The sequence below is a fragment of the Thermotoga sp. SG1 genome (assembly GCF_002865985.1).
In the GTDB taxonomy this organism is placed as follows: domain Bacteria; phylum Thermotogota; class Thermotogae; order Thermotogales; family Thermotogaceae; genus Thermotoga.
This window is the reverse complement of sequence record NZ_LNDD01000003.1, coordinates 315,197-334,942: the sequence shown is the minus strand read 5'-3', so window position 1 is coordinate 334,942 and position 19,746 is coordinate 315,197. Positions and strand designations below refer to the sequence as shown.

The window sequence follows — 19,746 nt, the reverse complement described above, 5'->3', positions numbered from 1 at the left end:
TATGGAAATTTTTGAAAAAATTCAAAAGGCGATAGAACAAAAAGATTTTTCAAAGGCAAAAGAAATAGCAGAAAAAATTGACGATGAAACAGAAAGATACAACGCACTGGGGATAGTGCATTACTACGAAGGCAAAAAAGAAGAGGCTCAAACCTTCTTTGAAAAAGCCTTGAAGATAAACCCTGTTCACGATGACGTACTGTTCAATTATTCGAAGGTTCTACTTGAAAAAGGAGAGTACTTCGAATCCTGGAGGTATCTGACGAGGATCAATGAGAAAACGTGGGAAGTGTACGACATGCTCGGTGATACTCAACTGCAGCAGAACAATCTCGCAATGGCCCTTCATCACTACAGAAAAGCATCAAAACTTTCTGGCATCCTGGAAATGAAAGAAAAGTACGAAGCACTCAAAAAACAGTTCAAAAAGGATACAAAAGTTGCCTTTCTTTGTCTTCCAGGCCTGGATCACTTCATCAAAGACATAGCAAACATCCTCTCTGAAATGTACGAAGTGAAACTCGTCGTGACGAAAGATGGAAAGCAGATCGTCGATGCCTACAACTGGGCGGACATCGTCTGGCTGGAGTGGGCAAACGAACTGGCAGTGGAGATAACAGGTAAACTGCCAAAGGGAAACAAAAGGATTCTCTGCAGACTTCATAGTTATGAAGCCCTTGTAAACTATCCAGAAAGAATAAACTGGAACAACGTGGATACACTGATACTGGTTGCCGATCACATGAAAGATGTACTGAAGGACTATCATCAGAGCGTCTACGAAAAAATAAAGAACAAGATCAAAGTGATTCCAAATGGTGTCGATCTGAACAGGTTCAGGTTCAAAGTTCGATCTCCTGGTTTCAACATAGCCGTGGTAGCACACATAAACCATAAGAAGGCTCCTGAGATGTGGCTTCAGGTGATTGGGCTTTTGAAGAGCATCGATGAAAGATACACCCTTCATGTGGCAGGAGATTTTCAAGAACTGAGATATGCAAATTACTTCAAGTATTTCATCAAAGAAACCGGTCTGGAGAAAAACGTCAAACTGTATGGATTTGTGCATAACATAGAAGAATTTCTTGAAGATATGAATTACGTACTTTCTACAAGCGTTCATGAAAGTTTTGGCTACAACATAGCCGAAGCAATGGCTTGTGGGATAAAACCGTTAATACACAATTATCATGGAGCAAAAAACCAATGGTCAGAGAGTCTTATCTTCAATTTCATCGGTGAGATTCCTAATCTTATAAAAGGAAAATACGAGAGTGAAAAATACAGACGGTACGTGGAAGACAACTACTCTCTGGAATCACAGATCAAAAACATCGCCGATATGATAGAATCGCTACCTAAAGCGAAGATAAAGGTAGAACAGGTAAAAGAAAAAGGGGTATGGGATAACCTGTGGAAAAGATACAGTGAGCACGACATACTTTCCCTTGTCAACAGTCCTGAAGGAAAAGTTCTAAGATCAGAGTTTGTGAATCTGTTGAATCGATTTTTTGTGTTGAAAGGATCAAAAATTCTTGAAGCTGGTTGTGGGTCTGGTATCATTTCCATTGATCTTTCAAAAAGAGGTGCCCATTATACGGGAATAGATATTAGCCAGGATAGTGTGAATCTATCAGAAAAGGTGGCTAGCTTTTTCGAATTAAGAAACGTGAACTTCAGAAAAATGGACGCTTTCAATACGGTATTTTCAGAAAGAGAATTTGATATAGTCTTCAACATCGGAGTGGTGGAACACTTTCAGGATGAAGACATCATCAAAATGCTCAAAGAGATGGCTCGCGTGGGAAGATTCATTGTAGTAGGTGTTCCGTACAGCGGCTCTCAGATCTACGAACTCTCAGAAGAAATATCACAGGAAAGCGGAACTTGGGAGTATGGTTCCGAAAGAGATTTTTACAGTTTAAAGGATCTATTTGAAAAAGCCGGAGTAAGGTTGCTTCACGAAGAAATCATAGGTTCATTTTCTGAACCCTTTTGCTTGAAAAGAATAAACCCTTCATTGATAAAAAAACAACTGGCACGCAACCTTGAAAAAATGCTTCAAGGTGAAGAAAATATTGGAAGCTGGCTTTTGGCAATAGGAACAAACGATAAAACTTGTGAGGAAATCTTCGAAAAAGCAAGGAAAGAAAACGGTAGAGTGGTATTTTCTCCTCAACTTGAAATTGTAAAAACTCGATACCCATCTGTATCTATAGTAATACCGTTTTTGAACGCCAGAAAATACATCAAAAGTACCGTTGAAGACCTTTACTTATTGTCCTATTCCAATTTTGAAGTGGTGTTCGTGAACGATGGTTCAACAGATGGAAGTGCCGAGGAAATTGAAAAGCTTCTGGCAAAAGAGAAAAAGTTCCCATACAAAATCTTGAACCTTGAAAAAAACGAAGGACCGTTTCTTGCAAGGTACAGAGGAACCCTTGCCGCTGATGGTGAGTACATCGTTTACCATAATATAGACGACAGATTGCAGTTGAATGGAATCAATAGACTCTTTCTCGACACTGCAAACTTTCGCAAAAACGCACTTCTTGCCGTTTCCGTGGCCTTGATGGAAAACAGAAAGTGTACAGGTGATGTATGGCTTATAGACATAGAAAGAAAACCACTGGATTATTTCTGGAAAACAATGGAATTTTTGAGTGGAGAGATCCACCCGATAAACACATTGGTACCCAAGAAATTTTTGTTAGAAAGCTACTCTTCACTCGTTTCTCTGTTGGAAGAGTATGGTAAAAACTTTTCGGTGGGGGAAGACGTACTGCTCGCCTATCAAATGGTATTGGATGGTGCGCTGGAAGATATTGTGCCTGTCTACTATACTTTCGAAGGTTATGAAATAGGAAATGTTTCCTCTGTATCAAAAAACATCGAAAAACGTGTACAATCCTTACCACTGGTTATCTCCTATATCGTAGTGTCTCTGGCAAAAAAACATCTTGTGGATTTCAACCAGTTAAAGGGTATCGAAAATCATATAAGAAGCAGAGCAAAAACACTCTATGGAGAGATTTTAGGAGAAAAATTTTGGGAAAACTTTCTGAAATATAAGAATTTCTTCGAAAAAATATTGAACTGATTCAATTGCCAATCTTGACGTTATTTTCGACAATTGCTATAATAATTTAGGAGTTACTAATTCTTTTTTGGAGGTGTCCCATATGCCGAAAATCTGGACCGAGAAGGTTTTTGATGACCCAGAAATCTATATCTTGAGAATAGACGACGATCAGATAAGGTACTTCGAGGCGGTGTGGGAAATACCCGAAGGCATCAGTTACAACGCGTACTTAGTGAAACTGGGCAGCGCAAACGTTCTGATAGACGGCTGGAAGAAAAACTACACAAAAGAATTTCTAGAAACCCTCTCCAGTCTCATCGATCCAAAAAAGATTACCCACATCATCGTCAACCACACCGAACCAGATCACAGCGGAACACTGCCCGAAACACTGAAAGTTATTGGACACGATGTGGAGATCCTCGCATCGAACTTCGGAAAGAGGCTCTTGGAAGGTTTCTACGGTATAAAGAACGTGTCGGTGGTATCAGATGGTGAAGAAAGAGAAATAGACGGAAAGACGTTTAAATTCGTCATGACCCCTTGGCTTCACTGGCCCGACACGATGGTGACCTATCTGGACGGAATTCTCTTTGGATGCGATGTGGGAGGGGGATACTCTCTTCCTTCCACTCTGGACGACTCGAGCGAAGAAGTGGTGGAAGAATACCTTCCTTACGTAACAAAGTACATCGTCACCGTGATAGGACACTACAAAAACTACATTCTGGAGGGAGCAAAGAAACTTTCCACTCTTGACATAGAAGCGATACTCCCAGGACATGGCTTGATCTGGAAGAAGAATCCGGAGAAACTTCTTGAACATTACGTAAACGTTGCAAAGGGTGTTTCAACGAAAGGAAAGATCACCGTGATCTACGATTCCATGTACGGCTTTGTGGAAAACGTCATGAAGAAGGTGATCGACTCTCTCAAAGAAAAAGGTCTAAGACCAGTCGTTTACAGGTTCTCCGACGAAGAAAACCCTGCGATGAGTGAGATCTTGAAGGACATCCCAGACAGCGAGGCACTGATCTTTGGTATTTCTACATACGAAGCGGATCTCCACCCACTCATGAGGTATGCTCTCTACGAGATCACAGATAAGGCAAATTATGAAAAATCCGTTCTTGTCTTCGGTGTGCACGGCTGGGCTCCATCTGTTGAGAGAAAATCAGGAGAATTTCTGAAGGAGTCGAAGTACAGAGTGCTTTCCTTCACAGAGGTGCGGGGAGCCGGTGTGGACGAGAAAAAGATTGAAGAGGCGATAGATCTTCTCATAAAAGAACTGGAGTGATGAACGTGAAGGTGTTGATAGTTGGAAACGGTCCCGGTGGGGTGGAACTGGCAAAACAACTCTCAGAAGACCACGAAATCACCATCGTCGAAAAAGAAACGGTTCCCTACTACACAAAACCCATGCTAAGCCATTACGTGGCAGGGGATGTGAAAGAAGAAAATCTCTTTCCCTATTCCCTGGACTGGTACAGAAAGAAAGGGATAAATCTTCTTCTTGGAACAACAGCCAAAAGGATCGATACAGAAAGAAAAATCCTGGAGACAGACAAGGAAATCCTTGAGTATGACACCCTCGTTCTTGCAACGGGGGCAGGACCCAGGAAGATCCAGATACCCGGTTCTGAGAGGATGTTCACTCTGAGAACAATAGAAGACGCAAAAAAACTGAAAGAAGCCATAGAAAAAGAGGGAGAACTGGTCATCATCGGAGGAGGTTTCATCGGACTTGAACTCGCAGGAAATCTCTCCAAAAAAGGCTTCAAAGTGAAAGTCGTTGAGAAAACGAACTCTCTCATGGGGCTGGACGAGGATCTGACGGAGAGGATAAAAAGTGAACTGGAAAAGTACGGTGTGGAGTTCTATCTTGGAAGAGACGTTGAGAGGATAGAAAACGACATTTTGGTCACAGACAAAGAGGAGATCCCTGCAAAGGTTGTTCTTTGCTCTATAGGGATAGTCCCAGAGGTGTCTCTTGCAAAAGAAAGCGGAATAGATGTCAACAAAGGAATTTTGGTCGACAGGATGTTCAAAACCTCAAAACCTGACGTTTACGCTATAGGAGACTGTGCAGAACACGACGGTATCATCTGTGGAACGGCAAAAGCTGCCATGGCACATGCGAAGGTCCTGGCAAACAACCTGAGAGGCATCCCGGACGAGTACGACTTCCAGTTCAGGTCTTCCTACTTCAAGTTCGGCGACTTTCCCATCGCTGTCTTGGGATCTCTCACGAAAGATGGAAACTGGCTGGACAATGAAACCAAAGCCTTCTACAGGGATGGAAAGATCGTTGGAGTTGTGGTCTTTGAAGACATGAAGAAGGCAAGAGAGTGGGAGGAAAGGCTTAGAAGCTCTCGATGAAACTCTTCGATGAAATAGCAGAAAGGTACGACCTTCTGAACAGGATCATCTCTTTTGGAACGGACCTGAAATGGAGAAAGCAAATGGTGACCCTTGTCCTAGAAAAGCATCCGAACAAGGTCCTCGATCTTGCCACGGGAACAGGTGACGTCATCAAACTTCTGAAGAAAAAAGTACCACATCTTGAAATTACTGGACTTGATTCTTCGTCGAAGATGATGGAGATAGCAAAAAAGAAAGTGAAAGATGCAGGGTTCGTCACAGGAGACGCCCACGATCTTCCTTTCAGAGATGAAGAGTTCGATGCCATCACCGTGGCCTTTGGATTCAGGAACTTCTCCGACAGAAGAAGGGTTCTGAAAGAATGCCGCAGGGTACTCAAAAAAGGTGGAAGACTTGTGATTCTTGAACTTCTTCCTCCGAACACCAGAAAGTTCACCGGGAAACTCTACTCTCTCTATCTGAAACTCTTTGTTCCCCTTCTTGGAGGAGTCTTCAGTGGGGATTTTCGTGCCTACAGGTATCTTTCCAGCTCCGTTCTCAACTTTATGACACCAGATCAGATAATGAAGATGATGGAAGAAGAAGGTTTCGAGGTGAGTTTCAGGCCCCTTCTTTTCTCTGTGGCCGGGATCTTCGTTGGTGATAAAATTTCCTCAGGGTAATTAATTCGTCTCAGAAACGAATTTAACAAGAAGGTGGTAAAAACATGAAGATCTCCATCGTCGGAGCAGGAAGCGTGAGGTTTGCCCTCCAGCTTGTGGGAGACATCGCACAGACGGAAGAACTCTCAAGAAAAGACACACACATCTACCTGATGGACGTTCATGAAAAAAGGCTCAACGCCTCTTACATCCTGGCAAGAAAGTACGTGGAGGAGCTGAATTCACCCGTGAAAGTGGTGAAGACGGAAAATCTCGACGAGGCTATAGATGGGGCAGATTTCATCATAAACACCGCCTACCCTTACGATCCAAGGTATCACGACAGTGGATCTCAAAGATGGGACGAGGTCACAAAAGTTGGTGAAAAACACGGCTACTACAGAGGAATAGACAGTCAGGAACTGAACATGGTCTCCACCTACACCTACATCCTCTCCTCCTATCCCGATGTGAAACTTGCCCTTGAGATCGCCGAGAAAATGAAAAAGATAGCACCGAAGGCGTATCTTATGCAGACCGCCAATCCCGTTTTTGAGATCACACAGGCAGTGAGAAGATGGACGGGTGCAAACATCGTGGGGTTCTGCCACGGTGTTGCCGGGGTTTACGAGGTCTTTGAAAGACTCGGCCTCGATCCCGAGGAAGTGGACTGGCAGGTCGCCGGTGTGAATCACGGAATTTGGTTGAACAGATTCAAATACAAAGGAGAAGATGCATATCCACTTCTCGATGAATGGATCGAGGAAAAACTTCCGAAGTGGGAGCCGAAAAATCCATGGGACACACAGATGTCCCCTGCTGCAATGGACATGTACAGGTTCTACGGGATGCTCCCAATAGGAGACACGGTGAGGAACGGCACCTGGAAGTATCACTACAACCTTGAGACGAAGAAAAAGTGGTTCGGAAAGTTCGGTGGAATAGACAACGAAGTGGAAAGACCGAAGTTCCACGAGCAGCTCAGAAGGGCAAGAGAGCGCCTCATAAAGCTCGCAGAGGAGGTCCAGAAAAATCCACACTTGAAGATCACAGAGGAATATCCCGAGATCTTCCCAAAGGGGAAACTCAGCGGAGAACAGCACATACCTTTCATAAACGCGATAGCAAACAACAAACGTGTGAGGCTCTTTTTGAACGTGGAAAACCAAGGAGCGCTCAAAGATTTCCCCGATGATCTGGTGATGGAACTTCCGGTCTGGGTAGACAGCAGCGGAATACACAGAGAGAAGGTAGAACCCGATCTCACACACAGGATCAAGATCTTCTATCTCTGGCCAAGGATCCTGAGGATGGAATGGAATCTGGAGGCGTACATCTCAAGAGACAAGAAGGTACTCGAGGAGATCCTCATCAGAGACCCAAGGACGAAATCGTACGATCAGGTCGTGAAAGTGCTGGACGAGATACTCAGCCTTCCTTTCAACGAAGAGATAAGAGAATACTATGAAAGTTGATTATTCAAAACAAGCCCCCTCTTCGGGGGCTTTTTCCCTGGCTGGGGCGGGTGGATTCGAACCACCGATCGCGGATCCAAAGTCCGCCGCCTTACCGCTTGGCCACGCCCCAACCCTTTCCGTGCTATAATTTTACCACCGCGGGTGTGTCTTTTCAAGGAGGGAAACGAGTGTGCGAAAAGTTGTTCTTCGCTCCAGACAGGACAACAGAGAGATCGTCCTTGAAGAGGGGGAAAATCTCTTTCAACTGGCCGAAGAATATCAAAAGTACTTCAAGTACAGAATACTCGCAGCGAAAGTGAACAACCGGATAGTGGAACTTTTCAGAACACCTGACAGAAGTGGAGAACTGGATTTCATAGATCTCACCGATCCGGATGGACTCAGGATATATCAGAGAGGGCTCGTTTTCCTGGCAAGTTTGGCAGTGAGAAAACTGAACCCGAACTGGAAGTTGAAGGTTCTTCACTCTCTTGGGAAAGGCATCTACTGCGAGATTTACGAAAAAGACAGACTGATAGTCCCTGATTCTCAACAGGTGCTCTCCATAAAAGAGAAGATGGAAGAACTCGTACAAAAAGACCTTCCCATAGAGAAGAAAACGTTCTACAAAGATGAGGCAAGAGAAATCCTCTCAAAGGAAGGTCTCGAAAAAACTGTGAGGCTTTTCAAATACAGAAAGAAACGAACCGTAAAACTCTATCATTGCGACGGATTCTGGGCTTATTTCTACGGATACCTTCCGCCCAGTACCGGCAGGATAGACATCTTCGACGTTCAGCCATACAATCAGGGAATCGTCCTTGTCCATCCAGACCCAAAGACAGGAGACCTCCCGACGATACATATGCCGAAACTTTCCCGGGTGTTTCTAGAATACGCTCGCTGGCTCAGTGTTTTAGAGATCGAGTACGTATCGGATCTCAACGACATCATCGCTCACGGTGAAAGAGAAGTATCTGAACTCATGCTCCTTTCCGAGGCACTGCACGAGAAAAAGGTATCAGACATAGCAGACGAGATAGCAAAAGACAGAAGAAGGCGTCTTGTTCTGATAGCGGGGCCATCGTCCTCTGGAAAGACCACCTTCGCAAAGAGACTCTCACTGCAACTCAGGGTGAACGGACTAAAACCCGTTGCCATATCCCTCGACGACTATTTCGTGGACAGAGAAAAGACACCCCGTGATGAAAATGGAAATTACGATTTCGATTCCATAGAAGCCCTGGATATAGATCTTTTCAACAGGCATCTTCAAGATCTTCTTGCTGGAAAAGAGGTGACTCTTCCGAAGTTCAACTTCAAGATTGGAAAGAGAATGAAAGGGCCAACCCTCAAATTAGAAAAGGACAACATCATAATCGTCGAAGGAATACATGGCCTGAACGAGCAACTGACGGCTTCGATACCGAGGGAACAGAAGTTCAAGATATACGTGAGTGCTCTGACACATCTGAACATCGACGATCACAACAGAGTCACAACAACAGACACTCGCCTTCTCAGAAGAATCGTGAGAGACTACAAGTTCCGAGGACACACTGCGTACGACACACTGAAGATGTGGCCAAACGTCAGAAGAGGGGAAGAAAGAAACATCTTTCCCTATCAGGAAGAAGCAGATACGATGTTCAACTCAGCTTTGGTGTATGAAATTCCCGTGCTCAGAATATTTGCTGAACCTCTTCTTGTTCAGGTTCCAGAGGACACACCGGAGTACTCGGAAGCACTGAGGCTTTTGAAACTTCTGGACTTCTTCTTGCCGATCACGAACATAGAAGATATTCCTGATAAATCGATCTTGAGAGAATTCATAGGAAGGAGTATCTTCAAATACTGAGATGAAGACGCTCTGGTTGATACTGATTCTTTCTTTCACTGTTTCTCTGGCAGAAACCTTTACGCTGGATGCTACCCTGCTGAACTTCGACGAAATTTTGCAGGTTTTGATGGAGCATTCAAGGATCTTCGAAACCACCCCACCGTCCACAGGAACGGTGGGAAGTCTCAGGTATCTGGAGTACAACAACCACGTTCTTGCAAACGTAGAAAACCTATACATCCTCGACAACAATAAGCTGCCAGATCCAGGTGTTCCGTTAGAAACTCTAAAATTGTTTGGCGTAGACTATGTACAATCAGATGGGACCATCAGAATGATCACATGTCGAGTGAACTCCATAGAGGAGATTGGAAGAACGATCGTTGTGAACTACGAAGGTGAAAGAAACTTCGATATCGAACAGACGGAAGACTCTATGAAGATCGTCGCAAAAGACTGGCTCGTTTTCAGGGGAAAACCGGCCGCACCCGGGGATGTGCTCTTTGAAAAAGGAGAAGCTGTAGTAGAAAAAACTGCAGAGAGCGATGGTCAGTTCAGAGTCTTGCTGAAATTCAAACAAGCAACTGGATACGTTGTAAAACCCTTGGGAGAGAGGATCGATCCCTTCGAGAAAGACACGGTTTTCCTTGTGGGATACGGTGATGGAAGGGTGATCGTGAGGAGTTTTTCAAAAGACTTGAATGGGCTCGATCTTCCCGCTTATTCGAACTCTTTGAAGATTGCAAAGAAGATAGCAGACGAGATGGGTTACAGAATCGAGATATGTCCCATATACGATATTCCCGTTGGAGTCACAGGGGTTGTAGTCCTTCTGAGAGATGAAAAAGACATGTCAAAACTTCTGGACGTCATTGAGAGGTTGATGAAAGAATGAAAAAGTACGCTTTTTTTACGATAATTCTGATGACGATCGTGGTTTTTTCAACAGAGCTGAAGATATGCTATTTGAACGAGGACCTTCTGCCCGTTGTCAAGGTGATAGAAGCAAAGGAAAATCCTGTTCTTGAAATCTTCGAGGCTCTCTCGTCTCCTCCCCCGGAACTGAGGAGTTTCGTTCCTCAGAATGTGCTGAGAGCTTATTTCTTCGTTGGAGACTACCTGATCTTAGACCTGTACGGCGAAAAGCTGAAAGGAATGGACTTTGAAGCAGAAAGGTACTTTCTCCATCAGACACTCTACACGATCTTTTTGAACGTGAAGGGTGTGAACAACGTGTACATACTCGTGGATGGGAAAAGACGCGGCGTGCTCGTCAAACATGTGGACATCAGATTCAGTTTTCCAAGAGAGGTGTGGGAGAAGTGGCCGATACACTGAAACCAGGAGACAGAGTGCTTCTTTCGTTCGAGGACGAGAGTGAATTTCTGATCGATCTGGAAAAGGACAAAAAACTGCACACACACCTTGGTGTGATCGACCTTAACGAGGTCCTTGAAAAAGAAACCGGAGACATCATAAGAACGTCATCCGGAAAAAAGGGCTACATCCTGAAACCCCGGCTGATCGACGAGATCATGAACATGAAGCGAAGAACACAAATCGTCTATCCAAAGGATTCGTCATTCATTGTTATGATGCTAGATGTGAAAGAGGGAGACAGGGTCATCGATACGGGTGTTGGAAGTGGGGCGATGTGTGCAGTTTTTGCACGAGCCGTTGGAAGCTCCGGAATGGTCTTTGCTTACGAAAGAAGAGAAGAGTTCGCAAAACTTGCAGAAGAAAACCTGACGAAATGGGGTCTGATCGAGAGAGTTACAATAAAGGTGAGGGACATATCCGAGGGGTTCGACGAGAAAGGTGTGGATGCTCTGTTTCTGGACGTGCCCGATCCCTGGAACTACGTGGATCGATGCTGGGAAGCCCTGAAAGGTGGTGGAAGATTCGCAACCGTCTGTCCAACTACCAATCAAGTCCAGGAAACTCTGAAGAGGTTGTACGAACTTCCTTTCGTGAAGGTGGAAGTATGGGAGAGTCTCTTCAGACCTTACAAGCCCGTTCCAGAAAGGCTGAGGCCGGTGGATAGAATGGTTGCACACACGGCTTACATGATATTCGCCACAAAAGTTTGTAGAAAGGAGGAAATATGATGAAGCTCAATCAACTCTCAAGGTTTGTCATCATCAGTGCTTTAGTGCTGGTTCTCACACTCATCCTCGGTGGATCCACCAAAACAGACCTCACCATAGAAGAGGTAAACAAGGCATTGGAGCCGTTCTTCGACTCTCTTTCTTACATACTGAACTACTACTACGAAGCAGACAAACTCGATATCAACAAGCTCATAGATCACGCCATAGACGGCCTTGTGAAGGGAACAGGAGATGATTTTTCCTACTATCAGGATCCAGAAACCTATCGTGAAAGCCAGATAGAGATGAAGGGAGAGTACGGCGGCCTTGGAATAGAAGTGACTTACGACACAGAGCACAGTGCCATAAAGGTGGTTGCACCGATGTATGGAACGCCGGCATGGCGGGCTGGGCTGAAAGCGGGAGATCTCATCATAACGATAGACGGGACACCAGTCTCCAAGATGACGTACATGGAGGCGGTGAACAATCTGAGGGGTGAGCCTGGAACACCCGTGACGATAGAGGTTTTGAGAGATGGAGAAAAACTCACTTTCACCATCGTCAGGGAAAAGATAGAGATAAAAATGGTGCTCTACTCGTTCATAGAAACGGAGAAAGGAAGAATCGGATACGTGAGAATAACCCGATTCGGTGAAAAAGCCGATTCGGACATGAAGAACGCACTGGACAAGATCTTCGAAAAAGGTGTCAAGGGATTGATCATCGACGTGAGGGACAATCCAGGAGGATATCTCGATGTTGCACTAAAAATTGTCAGCATGTTCGTTGACAGAGGTGTGATCTTGAAGGTAAGAAACGGCTTTGGTGAAGAGGACGTTTACGAGTCCTACGGAAACAACTATCCGAACGTTCCGATAGTCGTTCTAACGAACGAAGGATCGGCCTCGGCATCTGAGATTCTAACGGGTGCTCTGAAAGATCTTGGCATCGCCACCGTGGTCGGCAGAAAAACTTTCGGTAAAGGTTCCGTTCAGACGGGATTTCCTCTGAGTAACGGTGGTGTGCTCTTTTTGACCACAGCGCACTATCTCACACCTTCAGGAAAGGACATACACAGAATTGGTATAGAACCAGACGTTGTGGTTGAAGAAGAGGTAGAAGAAGAGCTCCACGCGGAGACAAGAGAACAGATAGAGATAGATACAGAAAAGGATCCGTTTATAAAGAAGGGCCTGGAAGTTCTGCTAGAGAAGATAAAATGACGAGAAATGGCTTTCTTCTGGTTCTGATGGTGGCAGCGCTGGTTCTGTTTTTTGTGGATCTGTCCTTTAAAACGGAAAGGAAGGAGTTCACAAGATTTCCTTCCTTTGATGTTGGTGTGCATACTCCTTGGAAATCTACCGTTGATCGCATCAGAAACGAGCTCAACAGATCCATTCTTGTAAACGAAGTTCTAAAGGAAGTGAAGAATATTGACTATTACCCGGAATGGAAGTCGTTTGTTTTCAAAGATCGGGAAGATTTTGAGAGAGCGCTGAATGTGGTGAAAAGAGAAACAGGAAAAAACGTATCCATTGAGAAGACAGAAGAAAACGTAGAGTACTTCTTTGCAGAGGGTATGTACTTCATCCTGAAGGTGAAATGATGCTTGTGAAACTGGATGAGTCCATGAAGAAATTCTCATTTGTGGTACCGATCACTGTGTTCTTCGTGAACGTTCTTGGTTTCTGGAACGAAATCGTAGTGGTGTACAACTCCTTGAGACTCCCTCTGAAGGTGGCAGAACTTTTTCTTTGTTTCATGATCTATTCTCTGATCGTGTCCGGTATCTACAAAATGGCAACCGGCGAATCTCCCGACAAGATGATGGTGTCGTTTTCTCCTTACATATTCTTGCCTCTTCTTTCTGTGTTTATTGACCCAAGATGGTCCATTTTGATCTTGTTTCTTGTTTCTGTTCTTTTCTTCAATAGATTGGATAAGAAAACGATCCTTGTTATTTTGATCAGGACTCCCGCTCTTTTTCTTTTCATATGGAAGATTTCCTCGTGGATGAGGTGAATGTGGTATGAACATCGGTATGTTCAGTGATACTTACGCACCTCAGATAAACGGAGTGGCAACGTCCATAAGACTTTACAAGAAAAAACTCACAGAACGAGGCCACCGGGTATTTGTAGTGGCCCCTTCCGCTCCAGAGAATGAAAAAGATGTCCTTGTGGTGAGAAGCATTCCTTTTCCTTCAGAAAGACAGCACAGGATCTCCATAGCCTCAACCAGAAAGATTTTAGATTTTGCGAAGAAAGAGGGAATCCAGGTAGTGCATAGCCATTCTCCTTTTTTCATGGGATTCAAGGCGCTCAAGGTCCAGGAAGAACTGAAACTTCCACACGTTCACACATACCACACGCTCCTTCCTGAGTACAGACACTACATTCCCAAACCTTTTACCCCTTCGAAAAAGATGGTTGAACATTTCAGCGCATGGTTTTGCAATCTGGTGAACATAGTGATCGCACCAACAGAAGATATAAAAGCAGAACTGGAAAGTTACGGAGTGAAAAGACCCATCAGGGTTCTTCCGACAGGAATAGAGGTCGAAAAGTTCGAATCGGCTGAGGCTGGAGATCTCAAGAAAAAGTTGGGACTTGAAGGAAAAAAGGTGATACTTTACGCTGGAAGGATAGCAAGGGAAAAGAACGTGGATTTCCTTTTGAAGATCTTCGAGAGATTGAATTCTCCAGATCTGTGCTTTGTGATGGTGGGAGATGGACCCGAACGAAAAGAGATCGAAGAGATCGCAAGAGAAAAAAAACTGAACCTTATCATAACAGGTTACGTTGATCACGAGAAAATACCTGAGTATTACAAGCTAGGAGATGTTTTCGTGTTCGCCTCTAAAACGGAAACACAGGGACTGGTGCTTCTGGAAGCACTGGCCTCTGGTCTTCCAGTTGTGGTTTTGAAGTGGAAGGGAGTGAAAGACGTTCTCAAAGGTTGCGAGGGAGCGATACTTCTGGAAGAAGAAAATGAAATGGCTTTTGCCAGAACCCTAAGGGAAATCCTCACGAACCCCAATCTCAGAGACGAACTCTCAAGGAAGGGAAAAGAATTTGTGAAAAAGGAGTGGGCCGTGGATCGATTTGTTGAAAAGCTGGAAGAGATATACATGGAGGCAATAGAAGAAGGACCACTTGAGATAAGCGCCTCCCTTATGATAAAGGAATTCGTGAAGTTCGAAAAGCTGAAAACTTTCTTCTCTAAACTGGAAGAGAGGATCTGGAGGTGATCTGATTGTTTCCGTTTCATCTGTTTCTCGGTCACGTTGTGGCAGATCACGGATTCACGAACAACGCGAAGATAAGAGAGTACAGTGGCTGGAAGCTGATAGGTCACATAATCTGGTCTGTTTTTGCGATCCTGGCTTTCACCTTCGATGTTGTGCTCAAGTCAGAAAGTGGCATGGTCGTTTTCTTTGTGGCAGTGGTGGTTCATCTGGTAGGAGATAGTCTCAGAACGTATCTGCATAGAAAAGGAAAGAAACGAGCGATAGATTTGCTGGAACTTTTCCTCCTTGTCGTGTTTTTGATTTTGAATTTTTACATCAAAGATCTCTTCAAAAGTTCTTATCTCACATCGGAGTTTGTTTTCTATCTTCTTGGGATGAACGCTGCTTCTGTAGCCATAACGTATTTTTTCCGTAACCTTTTACCAGGTGATCCGAAGATCTCTGATATAGAAGGAATTTCTGAAAGACTTGCTTTCTTTGTTTTTCTCCTTGCCGGAAAGGAGATCTTCGCTTTCCTTTCCCTTGCCCTCGGTTTTCTCTATAGACTCTGGAAATTCAAAAAACCTGACGTGAGGTGGTGGTTGAGTCCCGTTCTTGGTGTGGTCGTGTCTGTTCTCTGGAACTGGATGATGTACGGGAGGATCATCTGATGACGTACGCTGTAGGGGACATACACGGTTGTTTCCTTGCCTTAAAGATCCTCATTGAGAGATTACCTCTGAAAAAAGACGACGAGCTCGTTTTCCTTGGAGACTACGTGGACAGAGGGCCGAATTCGAAAGAAGTGGTGGAATTCTTGGTAGAACTTTCTAGACACCACAAATGTATCTTTTTGAGAGGAAATCATGAAGAAATGCTTCTGAACTGTGTGAAGAATCACTCCGAGTGTGATCTTTGGTATTTCAATGGAGCAAGAAGTACAATAGAAAGTTTTGGAAGTATCGATGAGATCAGAAAGTACCTGGATTTTTTTGAAAGTACAGTTTACTACTATGAAAAGGGAAATTTTGTCTTCGTCCATGGTGGCGTGAGACCTGGAGTACCTCTTGAAAAGCAAAATCCCTTCGATCTTGTATGGATAAGGGACGAGTTCATCTACAGTGAAAACCCCCTTCCTGGGAAAACGGTGGTGTTTGGTCACACTCCCCTTGCGGAACCTTACATCTCATCGGATAAAATAGGTATAGACACGGGATGCGTTTACGGAGGGAAGCTCACGGCCCTAAGGGTGGAAGATAGAACGCTCTTCCAGGTGAAATGTACAGATAGGAGATGGTAGCATGATAGCCGTTTATCCTGGATCTTTTGACCCCATAACACTGGGCCATGTGGACATAATAAAGAGGGCGCTGAACATTTTCGATGGGCTTGTTGTTCTCGTAACTGAAAACCCGCGAAAGAAATATCTGTTCAGTCTGGATGAGAGAAAAAAACTTGTGGAATCTGCATTGAAAAACGTGGACAGGGTGAGGATAGATGTTCACCGAGGTTTGCTCGTGAATTATTTGAAGAAACATGGTATAAAAGTTCTGGTGAGAGGTCTCAGAGCTGTGACGGATTACGAGTACGAACTCCAGATGGCTCTTGCCAATAAAAAACTTTACAGTGAACTGGAAACAGTTTTTCTGACGGCAAGTGAAAAGTTTTCTTTCGTTTCATCGAGTCTTGTTAAAGAGGTGGCCATGTATGGAGGAGATGTAACGGAGTGGGTACCTTCTGAAGTTGCCAGGGCACTGTACGAAAAATTGAAGGAGGGAAAGTAATGAAGATAAAAGTGATTCTCCCGGATGGAAGTGAAAAGGAGTACGAAAAGGGAACAACACCGATGGAAATCACTCGGGAACTCGACCTCAAAAAGGTGATAGGTGCTGTTGTGGATGATGAAGAGCTCTGGGATCTCAAAAGACCTCTGGAGAGGAATTGTAGAATACGTTTTGTAACACTCGAAGATCCCGAGGCACCCGAGTTTTACAGACACACGATGGCACACATTCTCGCCCAGGCTGTAATGAGATTGTACGGAAAAGAAAACGTGAAACTGGGAATAGGCCCCACCATAGAAAACGGATTTTACTACGATTTTGACATAAGAAACGGAAAACTCACAGAAGAAGATCTCCCAAGGATAGAACAGGAGATGAGAAAGATAATAAGGGAGAACCTTCCCATAGAGAGGAAAGAGATCAGCAAAGACGAGGCAAGGGAAATCTTCAAAGATCAGTCGTACAAACTGGAACTGATAGAGGAAATAGAAGGAAACACGGTGACGATTTACCGTCAGGGGGAATTCATTGACCTGTGCAAAGGACCACATCTTCCTTCGACCGGTATGGTGAAACATTTCAAGTTGCTTTCGGTGTCCGGAGCCTACTGGAGAGGTAATGAGAAAAATCCCATGCTCACAAGAGTCTACGGCACAGCCTTTGCAAAGAAAGAGGACCTTGAAAACTATCTGAAATTTCTTGAAGAGGCACAGAAGAGAGATCACAGAAAACTCGGACCTCAACTGGAACTCTTCATGTTGAACACAGAATACGCCCCTGGTATGCCCTTCTTTCTCCCCAAAGGTGTCGTTGTACTCAACGAACTGATGAACTTTTCTCGAGAACTACACCGAAAGAGAGGCTATCAGGAGATCTTCACTCCACTCATAATGAATGAACAACTCTGGAAAATCTCAGGGCACTGGGATCATTATGCTGAGAACATGTATTTCATCGAAAAAGACGAAGAGAGATACGCAGTAAAACCCATGAACTGTCCAGGTCACATCCTTGTATACAAAAGCAGAGCCGTGTCCTACAGGGATCTTCCTTTGAGATTCTTCGAGTTCGGTCGGGTACACAGGTACGAAAGAAGCGGTGTTCTCCATGGCCTCATGAGAGTGAGGTCCTTCACTCAGGACGACGCACACATATTCTGTACACCAGATCAGATCGAAGATGAGATACTCGGAGTTCTAGAACTGATAAACACCATATACAGCCAGTTTGGCTTCACCTACAGGGTCGAACTCAGTACGATGCCTGAAGACCATATGGGTGATGAGGCGATCTGGGAAAGGGCTACAAACGCTTTGAAAAGAGCCCTGGACAGAGCGGGACTTCCTTACAGGGTGAACGAAGGAGAGGGTGCCTTCTACGGTCCCAAGATAGACTTTCATATAAAGGACTCTCTCGGAAGGGAATGGCAGTGTGCCACGATACAGCTTGACTTCATGATGCCAGAAAAATTCAACGTCACGTACATCGGGCCTGACAACAGGGAGCACACAGCGGTAATGATACACAGAGCGATATATGGTTCTTTAGAGAGGTTCTTTGGTATTCTCATAGAACACTTTGCAGGAGCGTTTCCAACCTGGATCGCACCGATCCAGGTAGCGGTGATCCCGATATCGGATAAGCACAACGAAGGAGCAAAGAAAGTGGCAGCAGCACTTTCCAATGAAGGATTCAGAGTTTTTCTGGACGATCGAAGAGAAACGCTGGGATACCGTATAAGACAGGCGCAGATTCAGAAAATACCTTACATGATCGTATTGGGAGACAGGGAGCTCGAAAGTGGGAAACTCTCCGTGAGAACACGTTCAGGAAAAGAGATAAAAGACGTGAAAATGGATGTTTTCATAGACACATTGAAAAAGGAAGTAAAAGACCGCAAGTTGAAGCTCATATTGGAGGGATAAAGATGAAGTGCTTTTTCGAGGAAGAAGACTTTGAAGAAATCGTGGAAAAGATGGATAGGCTTTACACGAAAGTGGATAATCTGGAAGAATCAGATATCGCTTTCTTAAAAAGGAAGGTTCCCTTCTCCGGAATTTCAGTTGTGAGAGAAAAAAACAACTACACGATTTACAAAGGAGAAGAAAAACTTCTGGAGATACCAGAAAATAGTAGAGAACTTCCGGTTGTCGCAGCTTACGTTCTTGCAGGCGAGAAAATGCTCACTGCAAGCTGGACGCGAAGAATGGTGAGTGGACTTCTTCAAGCGATGATAGTTCTGATGGAGATAGAAGATGAAAACGGCTGGAGCCACTCTCAGAGGGTAACAAGACTTGCTGAACGTGTCGGAAAAAAGCTGGGACTCTCCGAAAAGAGACTTTCCTTTTTGAAAGAATGCGCCATGCTTCACGACGTTGGAAAGATAGGAATCGAGCAACTCATGCTTTATACCCCAACAAGGATCCAGATATTCGAGCAATACCCTCAGGATCACACAATCATGGGTTCTGTTTTTCTGGCTTCCCTTGAAGTGCTCTGGGATGCGGTTCCTATCGTGAGGCATCATCATGAGAACTGGGACGGAACAGGTTATCCAGATGGTCTCAAAGGTGAGGAGATACCTCTCGAAGCACGCATCATAGCCGTCTGTGACTATTACGATGTTCTCACCAACTTCGTTTCATCTGAGTGGGAAGGGCGTGTGAAAACTCACGATGAGGCCATAGAAATGATTAAAAAAGAAGCAGGAAGAAAATTCGATCCAACGGTCGTGGATGCTTTCCTGAAAATATTCTCAGACGAGACTGTCGAGTAACACTCCCACAAGAAGTTCCGGTGTTCTGAGGCTCGCTTTCAGCACACTGAGTGCCAGTTTTAATCTTTCTATATCTTCTTTCAATCTTTCTCTCTCAGCTGGATCGGTTTCTTGACTGAGACGTCTTTGAAGCTCTAGGATCTTTCTTTCTATTTCGTCCTGTCTGTCCTGAAACTCATTTACTCTTTCTCCTTTCTGAGATACTGGAGTGTATATGTACACCTGTGTTCGTCCTGCGATCGCTGCAAGGAAAGATCCACGTTTTCTCATATCCAGGGCTATGTTGCTGTATATGACGTACCCGCCCTCTCTGAGGGCTTCTTTCTTGAACGCCATCAGATTCGATATCTCCTGGGAAAGCACTCTGATCACACTGCGGCTTGCGGGAGCCGAATATGGAATTCCTGGCTCTCCAGGATCCAATCTGTAACCCAGAACGGGGTTAGAGATCATGATCTCACC

Annotated in this window: 19 protein-coding genes and 1 tRNA gene; 18 read left to right on the top strand and 2 right to left on the bottom strand. The window is 44.5% G+C overall.

Annotation, left to right across the window (positions count from 1 at the left end):
• Window position 1 precedes the first annotated feature (1 nt).
• From AS006_RS04585 to aglA, 5 genes are all read left to right on the top strand, one after another.
• Window positions 2-3,100, top strand: coding sequence for a glycosyltransferase (locus AS006_RS04585; RefSeq protein WP_101513166.1), 3,099 nt, complete (start codon window positions 2-4; stop codon window positions 3,098-3,100).
• Between the two features lie 82 nt (window positions 3,101-3,182).
• Window positions 3,183-4,379, top strand: a complete 1,197-nt coding sequence (locus AS006_RS04580; protein WP_101513165.1) for an FprA family A-type flavoprotein — start codon at window positions 3,183-3,185, stop codon at window positions 4,377-4,379.
• Window positions 4,379-5,461 carry an NAD(P)/FAD-dependent oxidoreductase gene (locus AS006_RS04575; RefSeq protein ID WP_233185636.1) on the top strand — a complete coding sequence of 361 codons (1,083 nt, stop codon included), beginning with the start codon at window positions 4,379-4,381 and terminating at the stop codon, window positions 5,459-5,461. Before AS006_RS04580 ends, AS006_RS04575 begins: the two co-directional genes overlap by 1 nt.
• A complete protein-coding gene (gene ubiE / locus AS006_RS04570; RefSeq protein WP_101513164.1) occupies window positions 5,458-6,126 on the top strand; it encodes a bifunctional demethylmenaquinone methyltransferase/2-methoxy-6-polyprenyl-1,4-benzoquinol methylase UbiE in 669 nt (222 codons plus the stop codon). The genes AS006_RS04575 and ubiE overlap by 4 nt, the downstream gene beginning before the upstream one ends.
• A 44-nt stretch (window positions 6,127-6,170) precedes the next feature.
• Entirely contained in the window at window positions 6,171-7,580 is a 1,410-nt protein-coding gene (aglA, locus tag AS006_RS04565; RefSeq protein ID WP_101513163.1) for an alpha-glucosidase AglA, read from the top strand.
• A 38-nt stretch (window positions 7,581-7,618) separates the two neighbouring features.
• Here aglA and AS006_RS04560 read toward each other — a convergent pair.
• A tRNA-Gln gene (locus tag AS006_RS04560) sits at window positions 7,619-7,692 on the bottom strand.
• 60 nt (window positions 7,693-7,752) lie between these two features.
• Between AS006_RS04560 and AS006_RS04555 the strand changes: the two genes are divergently transcribed.
• From AS006_RS04555 to AS006_RS04495, 13 genes are read left to right on the top strand one after another with little or no spacing between them, the layout of a single operon-like run.
• Window positions 7,753-9,420: a nucleoside kinase gene (locus AS006_RS04555; protein WP_101513162.1), complete on the top strand. Its 1,668-nt coding sequence runs from the start codon at window positions 7,753-7,755 to the stop codon at window positions 9,418-9,420.
• 1 nt (window position 9,421) lies between these two features.
• Window positions 9,422-10,297, top strand: coding sequence for a DUF4941 domain-containing protein (locus tag AS006_RS04550; protein WP_101513161.1), 876 nt, complete (start codon window positions 9,422-9,424; stop codon window positions 10,295-10,297).
• A complete protein-coding gene (locus AS006_RS04545; RefSeq protein ID WP_101513160.1) occupies window positions 10,294-10,740 on the top strand; it encodes a GerMN domain-containing protein in 447 nt (148 codons plus the stop codon). The genes AS006_RS04550 and AS006_RS04545 overlap by 4 nt, the downstream gene beginning before the upstream one ends.
• A complete protein-coding gene (locus AS006_RS04540) occupies window positions 10,725-11,510 on the top strand; it encodes a tRNA (adenine-N1)-methyltransferase (protein ID WP_199167408.1) in 786 nt (261 codons plus the stop codon). The genes AS006_RS04545 and AS006_RS04540 overlap by 16 nt, the downstream gene beginning before the upstream one ends.
• Window positions 11,510-12,718, top strand: a complete 1,209-nt coding sequence (locus tag AS006_RS04535; RefSeq protein WP_101513158.1) for a S41 family peptidase — start codon at window positions 11,510-11,512, stop codon at window positions 12,716-12,718. Before AS006_RS04540 ends, AS006_RS04535 begins: the two co-directional genes overlap by 1 nt.
• Window positions 12,715-13,101 carry a hypothetical protein gene (locus tag AS006_RS04530; RefSeq protein ID WP_101513157.1) on the top strand — a complete coding sequence of 129 codons (387 nt, stop codon included), beginning with the start codon at window positions 12,715-12,717 and terminating at the stop codon, window positions 13,099-13,101. Before AS006_RS04535 ends, AS006_RS04530 begins: the two co-directional genes overlap by 4 nt.
• A complete protein-coding gene (locus AS006_RS04525; RefSeq protein WP_233185635.1) occupies window positions 13,101-13,517 on the top strand; it encodes a hypothetical protein in 417 nt (138 codons plus the stop codon). The genes AS006_RS04530 and AS006_RS04525 overlap by 1 nt, the downstream gene beginning before the upstream one ends.
• A gap of 7 nt (window positions 13,518-13,524) precedes the next feature.
• Window positions 13,525-14,745, top strand: coding sequence for a glycosyltransferase family 4 protein (locus AS006_RS04520; protein ID WP_101513155.1), 1,221 nt, complete (start codon window positions 13,525-13,527; stop codon window positions 14,743-14,745).
• A 5-nt stretch (window positions 14,746-14,750) separates the two neighbouring features.
• A complete protein-coding gene (locus AS006_RS04515; protein WP_101513154.1) occupies window positions 14,751-15,395 on the top strand; it encodes a hypothetical protein in 645 nt (214 codons plus the stop codon).
• Entirely contained in the window at window positions 15,395-16,024 is a 630-nt protein-coding gene (locus AS006_RS04510) for a metallophosphoesterase family protein (RefSeq protein WP_101513153.1), read from the top strand. The genes AS006_RS04515 and AS006_RS04510 overlap by 1 nt, the downstream gene beginning before the upstream one ends.
• A gap of 1 nt (window position 16,025) precedes the next feature.
• Window positions 16,026-16,508, top strand: a complete 483-nt coding sequence (gene coaD / locus AS006_RS04505; protein WP_101513152.1) for a pantetheine-phosphate adenylyltransferase — start codon at window positions 16,026-16,028, stop codon at window positions 16,506-16,508.
• Window positions 16,508-18,433 (top strand): threonine--tRNA ligase, encoded by a 1,926-nt coding sequence (gene thrS / locus AS006_RS04500; RefSeq protein WP_101513151.1) that lies wholly within the window; start codon window positions 16,508-16,510, stop codon window positions 18,431-18,433. The genes coaD and thrS overlap by 1 nt, the downstream gene beginning before the upstream one ends.
• Window positions 18,434-18,435: 2 nt before the next feature.
• On the top strand, window positions 18,436-19,284 hold the full coding sequence (locus tag AS006_RS04495) for an HD-GYP domain-containing protein (protein WP_101513150.1): 849 nt from the start codon (window positions 18,436-18,438) through the stop codon (window positions 19,282-19,284).
• Here AS006_RS04495 and AS006_RS04490 read toward each other — a convergent pair.
• The gene (locus AS006_RS04490) at window positions 19,264-19,737 is read right to left on the bottom strand and encodes a hypothetical protein (RefSeq protein WP_101513340.1); all 474 of its coding nucleotides are present in this window, start codon (window positions 19,735-19,737) and stop codon (window positions 19,264-19,266) included. The two genes, AS006_RS04495 and AS006_RS04490, sit on opposite strands and share 21 nt — an antisense overlap.
• Window positions 19,738-19,746 lie beyond the last annotated feature (9 nt).

Coding starts and splice junctions, on each gene's coding strand:
- AS006_RS04585 (WP_101513166.1), top strand. CDS start 2: ATGGAAATTTTTGAAAAAATTCAAAAGGCGATAGAACAAAAAGATTTT.
- AS006_RS04580 (WP_101513165.1), top strand. CDS start 3,183: ATGCCGAAAATCTGGACCGAGAAGGTTTTTGATGACCCAGAAATCTAT.
- AS006_RS04575 (WP_233185636.1), top strand. CDS start 4,379: ATGAACGTGAAGGTGTTGATAGTTGGAAACGGTCCCGGTGGGGTGGAA.
- ubiE (WP_101513164.1), top strand. CDS start 5,458: ATGAAACTCTTCGATGAAATAGCAGAAAGGTACGACCTTCTGAACAGG.
- aglA (WP_101513163.1), top strand. CDS start 6,171: ATGAAGATCTCCATCGTCGGAGCAGGAAGCGTGAGGTTTGCCCTCCAG.
- AS006_RS04550 (WP_101513161.1), top strand. CDS start 9,422: ATGAAGACGCTCTGGTTGATACTGATTCTTTCTTTCACTGTTTCTCTG.
- AS006_RS04545 (WP_101513160.1), top strand. CDS start 10,294: ATGAAAAAGTACGCTTTTTTTACGATAATTCTGATGACGATCGTGGTT.
- AS006_RS04535 (WP_101513158.1), top strand. CDS start 11,510: ATGAAGCTCAATCAACTCTCAAGGTTTGTCATCATCAGTGCTTTAGTG.
- AS006_RS04530 (WP_101513157.1), top strand. CDS start 12,715: ATGACGAGAAATGGCTTTCTTCTGGTTCTGATGGTGGCAGCGCTGGTT.
- AS006_RS04525 (WP_233185635.1), top strand. CDS start 13,101: ATGCTTGTGAAACTGGATGAGTCCATGAAGAAATTCTCATTTGTGGTA.
- AS006_RS04520 (WP_101513155.1), top strand. CDS start 13,525: ATGAACATCGGTATGTTCAGTGATACTTACGCACCTCAGATAAACGGA.
- AS006_RS04510 (WP_101513153.1), top strand. CDS start 15,395: ATGACGTACGCTGTAGGGGACATACACGGTTGTTTCCTTGCCTTAAAG.
- coaD (WP_101513152.1), top strand. CDS start 16,026: ATGATAGCCGTTTATCCTGGATCTTTTGACCCCATAACACTGGGCCAT.
- thrS (WP_101513151.1), top strand. CDS start 16,508: ATGAAGATAAAAGTGATTCTCCCGGATGGAAGTGAAAAGGAGTACGAA.
- AS006_RS04495 (WP_101513150.1), top strand. CDS start 18,436: ATGAAGTGCTTTTTCGAGGAAGAAGACTTTGAAGAAATCGTGGAAAAG.
- AS006_RS04490 (WP_101513340.1), bottom strand. CDS start 19,737: ATGATCTCTAACCCCGTTCTGGGTTACAGATTGGATCCTGGAGAGCCA.